We start from the raw sequence: 8263 nt of genomic DNA, 5'->3' as shown, positions 1-8263 counted from the left end.
GCCTCACCCCAATTGTTACTAATTTGTGATTTTTTGTTAAAACAAGTTTATATATGAATTGTAAAGATTGTTTTTATAAGGATCAATTTATTTTTAATTATTTAAATTAATAAAATCAGTTCTTTAAAAAATAGGATGCCTTAGCAACTTTAATTTACGTATTTAAATTTAATTAATCTTTACAAAAACAAAATAAAGTCACAAAAATGCATAAATATATTAAATTAAACTAAACAATAACTATTTTTTTAGTATACTTCTCCCTTAAAATCCCAAATTTATTTTTACTAATTATTTCGTAAAATAAAAAAATTAATTTTCTATTATTAGATATAAATATTTTCTTATAGGTATGCACAATATATGAAAATTACTTCTTTAAAATTTATAAATTGCAAAAAATCTAAATTTAAAAATTATCACCTTTTTCAAAAATTAATTGATTTTAATCACATATATATTTATTTAAAAATTTATCAAATTGGCAGCATTATTAAATACTGCCCGTTATTCTTTTAATCTTTTCTAATTCTATATTACTTTATTTTTCAATCTTTTTTAATGAATGCTTTAGAAAAGCAAGCAAACATATCTTCTCTATCATCTCTTTTCTCTAAGCTTAAAAGCTGAATAATGGTGCCTTCAATCATATATAAAAATAATTTGGCATCATGAAATAAGGCTTCCCTATTAAGTGCCCTAAGCTGTCTATAGATTTCATTGGTCAGCCATGTTCTATATTTAATGGCGACTTGGTAAGCATTTGAATAAGTATTTTTAGTTTCAAAAATGGCTTTAAATATTAAATAATATGGCCCTTCTACCTCAGTGTGTAAATAATAAAGCTTTTTGAGCTTATCTATCACGCTTGTGTGTTTGGCGTACTCAACCAGTGCAACTACTTGGTCTTGAAGCCGTTCTTTTTGTACGATCAGGCAAATTTCAATAAAGCGTTCTTTAGAGTGAAAATAGTTATAAAACGTCATTTTATTCACTTCGGTTTCTTTCACAATCTTGTTGACGCCCACCATGTGAAATCCACCGTGATGAAACAGATTAATCCCTTTTTTTACTACTTCTAAAGCACGTGTTGAGAGAACTAAATTTGACATAGTTTTACCGTTATAAATTCTTGTTGTTTCTAAACGAGATACTTTTTGGGGAGAAAAAAGGCACAGCAAAGCCATAAAGACTGTGCTTGGCACATCTCAAGTTCTTTTGTTGCTAAGTTTTAAGTAAAAATGACTTACGGCCTGAAAACCTGAGGGCGCTCAAGCTGCTTTAATTTTTAAGCTGTGTCGTTATAGCTTTTGGCATGGAGAGCCAAGAAATAATGGATGTGCAAAGCCAACTCCTTTTTATTGGGAGTTCTGCCAGACATTAAAATTATGGTGGCAGAACGGAAGAGGGTTAGCAGACTGGTGAAAGATATAACCAGCACACCCGAAGGTGTCCCTCTCCCGTCCTACCGCTACGGGAGGAGACTAGGAGTTTACACATAAGAGTATCCCTCAGACGGAATAACTCTGATGCGATCTTTCATCACGGTCTGCTAAAACCGACTGGCAATGTGGCCAGCAGGCAAAGGATAGTGTCCAAGCTTCTTACAGTCAAGCACACAAAATGACATTTGCTTTAAAATAACGCATTAAAAAGTAAGGATAAATAATGAATAAGATATTGTTAAATTGGAGTTTATAAAGTGGTGAGATCAAGCCATAAAAAATCCCGCAGCCTATTGCGGGATTTTTGTAGTGAGTTGAATTACATATGACCACGTCCGTGGCTATGCATATCAGACCCATGATCACCATGGGCTTTATTATGATAGTAGCCCTTACCATGATGATTACCACGATAAGCATAAGCTTTACCATAATGACTGCCGTGATAACCATGATGTGAGCCGTGGTAAGCGTGACCTTTTGCAAAGGTTGGAGCAGAAAGCGCGATGACTAATGCGGCGAAAATATACTTAATGTACTTCATAATAAATTCCTTTTTATTGTAGTACTGGAATTTAAAGTAATACATAAATGTATAACTCGTATCAATAGATGATCTGTACTGGAGTGTAAAGTTTACTAAGCAAAAATAGGCTTACTTATTCGTTTTTAACCCAATAAAAAAAACCGCGATTAGACGGTTTTTATAAATACACTCAACCATTACTTTTTCACAGTTTTGGTAAATGCTTTTGAATTAAAATAGTCGGTAATTTCTTCGCCTTTATTTAAAAACTTTTCCTTTGGAACAGTTAAAAAATCTAGTTCTGATTCGAGACTAATAAATTCAGGAATATATTTCTTAATTGGTGGTGGCGGTTTGGGCCCACCCTCCGTAATTTTTTCAACAAATCCAGCTAGCCATAAAATATATTCGTCTTCCATACTATGGTGTGGAATAAGGCTAACATCTATTTTTACTTTACATTCACTTAAGGGTTTTGTTAAAGCTTCTTCGAAATCAATGTAGTTATACTTTAATTTGAATACACTCCCCGTGATCTCTTTACGTATAAAAATCATTAAATTATTAAGATTTTCAATAGTGTCATCTGAAAAAAGCTCAACTTCTTTAACTTTCCTATACACACTTTCTGCAATAGCTAAGTATTGTGGCATTAAGGTTTTTTCCTTATCTTTGAAGCGGCATTAGGTGTCTTTCAAAGTAAGTATGCTTCAAGTTATATTTCAACTTGTAATCTTATGTAACAACAAGTAACTACTGTTAATTAATTGTTAAAATTGAGTTAATAAATAACCATTTTTTGTTTTGCTTTAAGCTTTTTTTAATTTTGTAATATAAAAAAAGCTCATATAACATTGGATTGCGTGATTTTTATCATTAATAAAATAATATACCTTTATCTTCTATACTTTCTATTAATTAATTTTTCAACTACTTATGAAAATATGGCAACTGTTTAATAAAGTCATTTAAAGGCATCGGACAGCCCCATAAATAGCCTTGAAATTCAGTACAGCCATTACTTTTAAAAGCGTTAAATTGTTCAGTCGTTTCTATTCCTTCTACAAGCACACGAAGGTTTAAGTCTAAACCGATTTTAATAATACCTGTGACCAGTTTGTTGCTACGCTTATCATCCAAAGCAGCTTGTACAAAACTTCGATCAATCTTGATTTGACTCATAGGCATTTTTTGTAAATAGCTTAAAGATGAGTACCCTGTACCAAAATCATCAAGTGAAAGCTGAATGCCATGTCTAGACAAGAAATTCATTTTTTCGATCATGCTTGCACAATTATTTAAGGCAATATTTTCAGTAACTTCTAAAATGAGCCGAGATGGATTTATGTCATATTTTTGAACCATACCTATCACGGTTTGCTCAAAAAGCGGCTGCATAAAATGATCGGCGCTAATATTAATTGAAAGTGTAAGATCTTTAGTTTCTTCTTTTTTGCTCCAGTCTTGCAAAACTTTGCAGGCTTCAACTAATACCCATTCCCCTATCTCTGGCATTAACCCAAACGTTTGCGCTGCCGGAATAAAGTCCTGAGTAGGTATATATCCTAAAGTTGGATGGTGCCATCTTAACAGGGCTTCTGCACCTATTAGCGTTTCAGATGAATTGATTTGCGGTTGATAAAAAAGTTCAAACTGTTCTTTAGCAAGTGCCGAACGTAAGTCATGTACCATGCTATTTTCGATTTGTATCTCTAATTGCATGGTATAAATTGAAATACAAATCATTAGTGTAGCAACACCAGTTGCGATCCATCCGCCATGATTACGAATATCTTCAGGTAAAGGTGCTGCACTATTGAGAGTAAAAGAGGTCGCGCTAAAAAATATAAAGCATCCAATCGACAATAGAATTAAAAGAATTTGTAAAAAGCTTGGGTCTCTGCGGTAATTTAAATACCCCAATATTGCTCCGGCTGGTAAAAACAAGTGAGCGACTTGAGGCCGATGAGGTGTAGCAATATCAAAAAATAAGCAAAAGATGACCGGAAAAACCAGTAAAACCATTTGCGATAAAAGTATGCCCGCTGAAATCCGGTTTATATAAATGAGAAAAAGACTAAATATGGAAATTAATGTGAAAGTAATATCTATGTAAACAATGAGCCATAGGTTTGCAAATGCAAAATAAATGGTCCAAAACAAACAAAAAATAATACAAATGAAGATATTGGCTTTGGCTGCAATTGTAAGCTGTTGGTCCTTTACAGTACGGTAATTTTTTTTGCGTTTTTTAAAGTAAGACGAAGCTATCATAAATAAATCAACCGTAAAATATTTCTTCAAAGACCCCCAACTTGGTCATTGATACTCCATTTCAATGTTTACCAATAAAGCGTAATATTTTCGTCCTTTATTATTTGTAATCATTATTTTGATATTAGGTATTATTCTATCGTAGTAGTAAAGCCTATTAGGTCACTTGAACGATACTGCTTTTTAAACACCTTATAATTTTAAAGTATCATGATCTAACGATACATGCCTCTGCGACTTAGGTACAGTCCCAAACTCGTGAAAAATTAGGCGAATTCTAAAGAATTTTCTGTATTGTCATCTTTATCACCCACCGTGAGAGCATAAGCCGACCTGCCATATAGGCATAAAAATAGCTGGATCGGCGGCAAAACCGTCCAGCTCATAAATGTGTATTAGAGATAAATCACAACAAGAATTGCAAAAACACCGTACAGTGCACTGACTGCAACCAATGATCGATCATCGACTGCACCACGGCGGAATAAATTCCACAGGAACACAATGGCTAGTGCAGTAATAATGCCAGATGCTAATAGCAATGTATCAAAGCGCCATGGCGTAAAGAAAATACCTAATGCACTTGGTATGGTGGCCTGAATCATCATGGCACCAGAAATATTTGCTAAAGCCAAACGCTCTTTACCTTGGCGCACCCAAATCAACGCATTCATAATTTCGGGTAATTCAGTCGCAACCGGACTAAGCAACAAAGCAACCAGATGCGGTGGCCAACTTAATGCTGTACCAATCGCTTCAAGCTGAGCAACAAAAGTATGTGAAGCGATACTAATCACTACTAAAGCCAGCAGTACTTGCAGACCAGCCCACCCTAGGGATGGTTCGGCTGTATTTGGACGAAACTTGAGAGGTTCAAGTTCTTCTTCATCGGCAGATGTGTCAGCTTCCTTAATCTCACGCCAAACATAAGCTGCATAAGCTGCTAAAAATAGCACGCCTAACCACGGCTTAATGGCAAATGCGACTAAACCAAGTGCTACTTTTAAAACAAAGATAGCAAGAAAAGAAACTTGGTCTCGGCTTAAACGGGCGTAATCAACTTGTACTTTATGTGAAGTTCGAGCTAACTTTTTACGATGAAGAATTAATACCAGACCGACTACGGCATAACCTAAAGTCGCTAAAACCAATGGACCACCCATTGCAGCTCCAACACCAAGATCTTTTTGCTCTGGGGTATTGCCAAATACGACCGCCATGAAAGTGACTGCACTTTCAGGTAAGGCTGTACCGAAAGCTGCGAGTACGGAACCTACTGCAGTTGCACCTAGATTAAGGCGCTTACCGAACCATTCGATACCATTGACGAAATATTCACAGGCGAGATAAATCGCTGCGGCGGACACAAAGAATAAGATAAAAGTGAGGAGCATAGGAATAGTTCCAGCCGGGCGAATAAGAAACCATTGGCGCGTCAACACGCCTCGCCCGACTAGCAAAGCACGTTGCGGCCAAAGGTCTCGCCTAGCTCATACTGTATATACAGTGGCTGAACACGCCATGAGATACTCATCTCAAGTTTGTTGACGTGGTCTTCCTAGCTGGGTACTAGGAATGGCTACTCCCCAATGACAATGGGTGAAGTTTACCAGTGATTTAAACGTAACTCTACAGAGATAGTCAGACAAAACCACAAGAGCTTATAAAAAGACATGAAAACGTTTAGCCAGTTTCTTTTGCAGAACAATCACAAGAACTGGGAACCCTGCTGCTGAAATTGCACATATCGCTAGTAACTTATTTACACTTTGTGGCGCCATACCCTGTTCAGGCAATAAAAAAGCAGATAAGAAAAATGCAACGGTTGTCATTAAATACATGATGGATGTCTGTAATGAAGAAAATCCAGCTCGTTGTTGGTCGTTAGGAAACTGAATCGTAAGCACTGAAGATGACACCAAACGGCTGTAAGATGCGCCGAGAAATAAACCAATAAATAACGCTGCATGCTGATAGCCTAGCATTGGTATTAGCAAACTCAGTATAAAAACAATGGTTGAACCTGTACCCAGCACTAAAGCAGAAAAACGAGAGGTTAATACTCCTGTAATTTTTGTAGATAGGTAACCTATAACACCTCCACTGAAGAAGAGCCAAGGCAATAGATTTTGTGAAGCACCCAACTGCTGAATCATTAAGGGTGCCAAAACAGGAATGACGAGCATAGGACTAAACTGTACGAGTGCATTAGCAGAGGCGAACAATAATGTGTTCATATCCAGAGGCAGCGCACGAGGCGTATCTAAATAGACTTGGTCTTTGGGTATAATGGATACAATTAATGGCAATGCCAACACACAGAATGCGCTTATGAGCCACAAACCCACATGCCAACCATAGTGAGTGCATAGAAATAATATGGTAGGCATTCCGACAATACTTACTATTGAAAATGATGCAATCACCGTCGCTAACATTTTCCCCCGTAAATTAGGCGGAGCGTTGTTTATTAATATACTTATACCCACTCCCATTGTGGTACCGCCGACCAACCCTGCACAAAATCGAAGTGCAAGTAGCAGACTAAAACTGGATGTGCAGGTAGTCAAAAATGTGAGTAGACCTAGTAACGCCATATTAATAATTAAAAACCGCTTTTTATTGAAATGATCAATCCAGTAAAAAGCAATAATTCCCGAAAGAACGGCGCCAAGCGTATACATCCCTGAAACATAACCTGAGAATGATACTGGCACTGCGAAATCTGTCGCCATAAAAACAAAAATAGGATTGAACACCATATATTCCAGCGCATTCGTGAACTGGACGAAAGCAATTACAGTGGCTATCCGCATGAGGACTTTATAATTAAACGTCTGTGTGGCTAGGGACATCACAGTAACCTATAGATAAAAGATGTCCGAGTTTAACTGCTATCAATAGTATTGATTATATGGTAGAAATGGCTTTTATTATTATCAAATATGGGACAATTGATGCGTCCGGCTCTAGATTTTAATACCCTGAAAGTATTCATTGCTGTGGTTGAAAAAGAAAGTTTTGTGGGGGCATCGAAACTGCTTGAAATGCCAACATCAAACGTGAGTCGCTGCATTTCTCAGTTAGAAGAAAAACTCGATCTTCAGCTCATTGAGCGCAGCACCCGACATATGAAACTCACTCAGGCAGGGCAGCTACTCTATACCAGAGCAAAGCCATTACTCGAAGCGCTTGAGCAAACTGAGACAGAGTTAACGTTGCGGCAAATGCAGCTTAAAGGTCCTTTACGAATTTGTATTCCAAATGAAATAGGTCCTGCATTGCTAGGTTCTGTGATTGCAGAATTCGCCTGTCAGTATCCAGACTTAGAAATCAGCTGTGTCACAAATTTGTCGGGTTTTGAATCTCTGCGAGATGATTTGGATTTAGCGATTATCATTAGCCGCGGTCAGATGGATAACAGTGACTACATCGCTCGTCATCTAGTGACTATCCCTTGCACGATTGTTGCAGCCCCTTCTCTCATTCAGCGTTATGGCACCCCTACTCGTATCGAGCAATTTGAAGAGTTACCCTGTATTACAACAGTTAGTGCACTCAAAGGTGCTCCTTGGCAATTTGTCAATAAAAAGGGGGAATTCGAGGCCATTAAGGTTAAAGGACATTATCGAGTAAACAGCGGAGAGATGGCAGGACAAGCTGCTGTAGCAGGTATCGGTTTTGCAATTCTATCGAAACAAACTTGCCAACCCTACATTAGCGACGGACGGCTAGTCGAGATTGAGTTTGAACAAAAGGCAGCCCCTTTGCAGTTATTCGCACTGTATTCAAATCGTCGTTACTTACCCGCTAAAACAAGAGCGCTCATTGACTTCATACATCAAAAATTGAGTCATATTTCTTTATAAACTTGGGCTTTCCACAAACAAGTCCAAACCAATATATTTCACTATATGGCTTTGAGTTTGTTTATCTAATACTGTTATACCAAAGTTATTAAAAATCATAACTTCATTACGCTTATGGTCAGCGTAATGAAGTATAAATGAGATTAATT

7 protein-coding genes and 1 riboswitch are annotated in these 8263 nt (G+C 36.9%); of the genes, 1 reads left to right on the top strand and 6 read right to left on the bottom strand.

Annotated features, from left to right (window positions below; translation table 11 throughout):
• Positions 1 to 548 precede the first annotated feature (548 nt).
• The 6 genes from ABLC00_RS06355 to ABLC00_RS06330 all read right to left on the bottom strand — a co-directional run bounded on the left by ABLC00_RS06355 (position 549) and on the right by ABLC00_RS06330 (position 7100).
• Positions 549 to 1112, bottom strand: coding sequence for a TetR/AcrR family transcriptional regulator (locus tag ABLC00_RS06355; RefSeq protein WP_050675168.1), 564 nt, complete (start codon positions 1110 to 1112; stop codon positions 549 to 551).
• A gap of 652 nt (positions 1113 to 1764) precedes the next feature.
• Positions 1765 to 1989, bottom strand: coding sequence for a hypothetical protein (locus ABLC00_RS06350; RefSeq protein ID WP_004887932.1), 225 nt, complete (start codon positions 1987 to 1989; stop codon positions 1765 to 1767).
• 179 nt (positions 1990 to 2168) lie between these two features.
• Positions 2169 to 2624, bottom strand: coding sequence for a hypothetical protein (locus tag ABLC00_RS06345; RefSeq protein ID WP_348941232.1), 456 nt, complete (start codon positions 2622 to 2624; stop codon positions 2169 to 2171).
• Positions 2625 to 2901: 277 nt separating this feature from the next.
• Entirely contained in the window at positions 2902 to 4275 is a 1374-nt protein-coding gene (locus tag ABLC00_RS06340; protein WP_071210006.1) for a bifunctional diguanylate cyclase/phosphodiesterase, read from the bottom strand.
• Between the two features lie 365 nt (positions 4276 to 4640).
• Entirely contained in the window at positions 4641 to 5687 is a 1047-nt protein-coding gene (locus tag ABLC00_RS06335) for a sodium:calcium antiporter (RefSeq protein ID WP_228128008.1), read from the bottom strand.
• Positions 5650 to 5845: riboswitch (yybP-ykoY riboswitch) on the bottom strand. Its footprint overlaps the gene before it by 38 nt.
• Before the next feature lie 61 nt (positions 5846 to 5906).
• Positions 5907 to 7100 (bottom strand): MFS transporter, encoded by a 1194-nt coding sequence (locus tag ABLC00_RS06330; protein ID WP_033846163.1) that lies wholly within the window; start codon positions 7098 to 7100, stop codon positions 5907 to 5909.
• A 102-nt stretch (positions 7101 to 7202) separates the two neighbouring features.
• Here ABLC00_RS06330 and ABLC00_RS06325 point away from each other — a divergent pair, with 102 nt between their 5' ends.
• Complete coding sequence (locus tag ABLC00_RS06325) at positions 7203 to 8114, top strand: LysR family transcriptional regulator (RefSeq protein ID WP_004887938.1); 912 nt, start codon at positions 7203 to 7205, stop codon at positions 8112 to 8114.
• Positions 8115 to 8263: the final 149 nt, after the last annotated feature.

The organism is Acinetobacter nosocomialis (assembly GCF_041021905.1).
Classification (GTDB): Bacteria; Pseudomonadota; Gammaproteobacteria; order Pseudomonadales; family Moraxellaceae; genus Acinetobacter; species Acinetobacter nosocomialis.
Note: the sequence above shows the minus strand (reverse complement) of the source record. Positions and strands in the feature narration are given on the sequence as shown.

Coding starts and splice junctions, on each gene's coding strand:
- ABLC00_RS06355 (WP_050675168.1), bottom strand. CDS start 1,112: ATGTCAAATTTAGTTCTCTCAACACGTGCTTTAGAAGTAGTAAAAAAA.
- ABLC00_RS06350 (WP_004887932.1), bottom strand. CDS start 1,989: ATGAAGTACATTAAGTATATTTTCGCCGCATTAGTCATCGCGCTTTCT.
- ABLC00_RS06345 (WP_348941232.1), bottom strand. CDS start 2,624: ATGCCACAATACTTAGCTATTGCAGAAAGTGTGTATAGGAAAGTTAAA.
- ABLC00_RS06330 (WP_033846163.1), bottom strand. CDS start 7,100: ATGTCCCTAGCCACACAGACGTTTAATTATAAAGTCCTCATGCGGATA.
- ABLC00_RS06325 (WP_004887938.1), top strand. CDS start 7,203: ATGCGTCCGGCTCTAGATTTTAATACCCTGAAAGTATTCATTGCTGTG.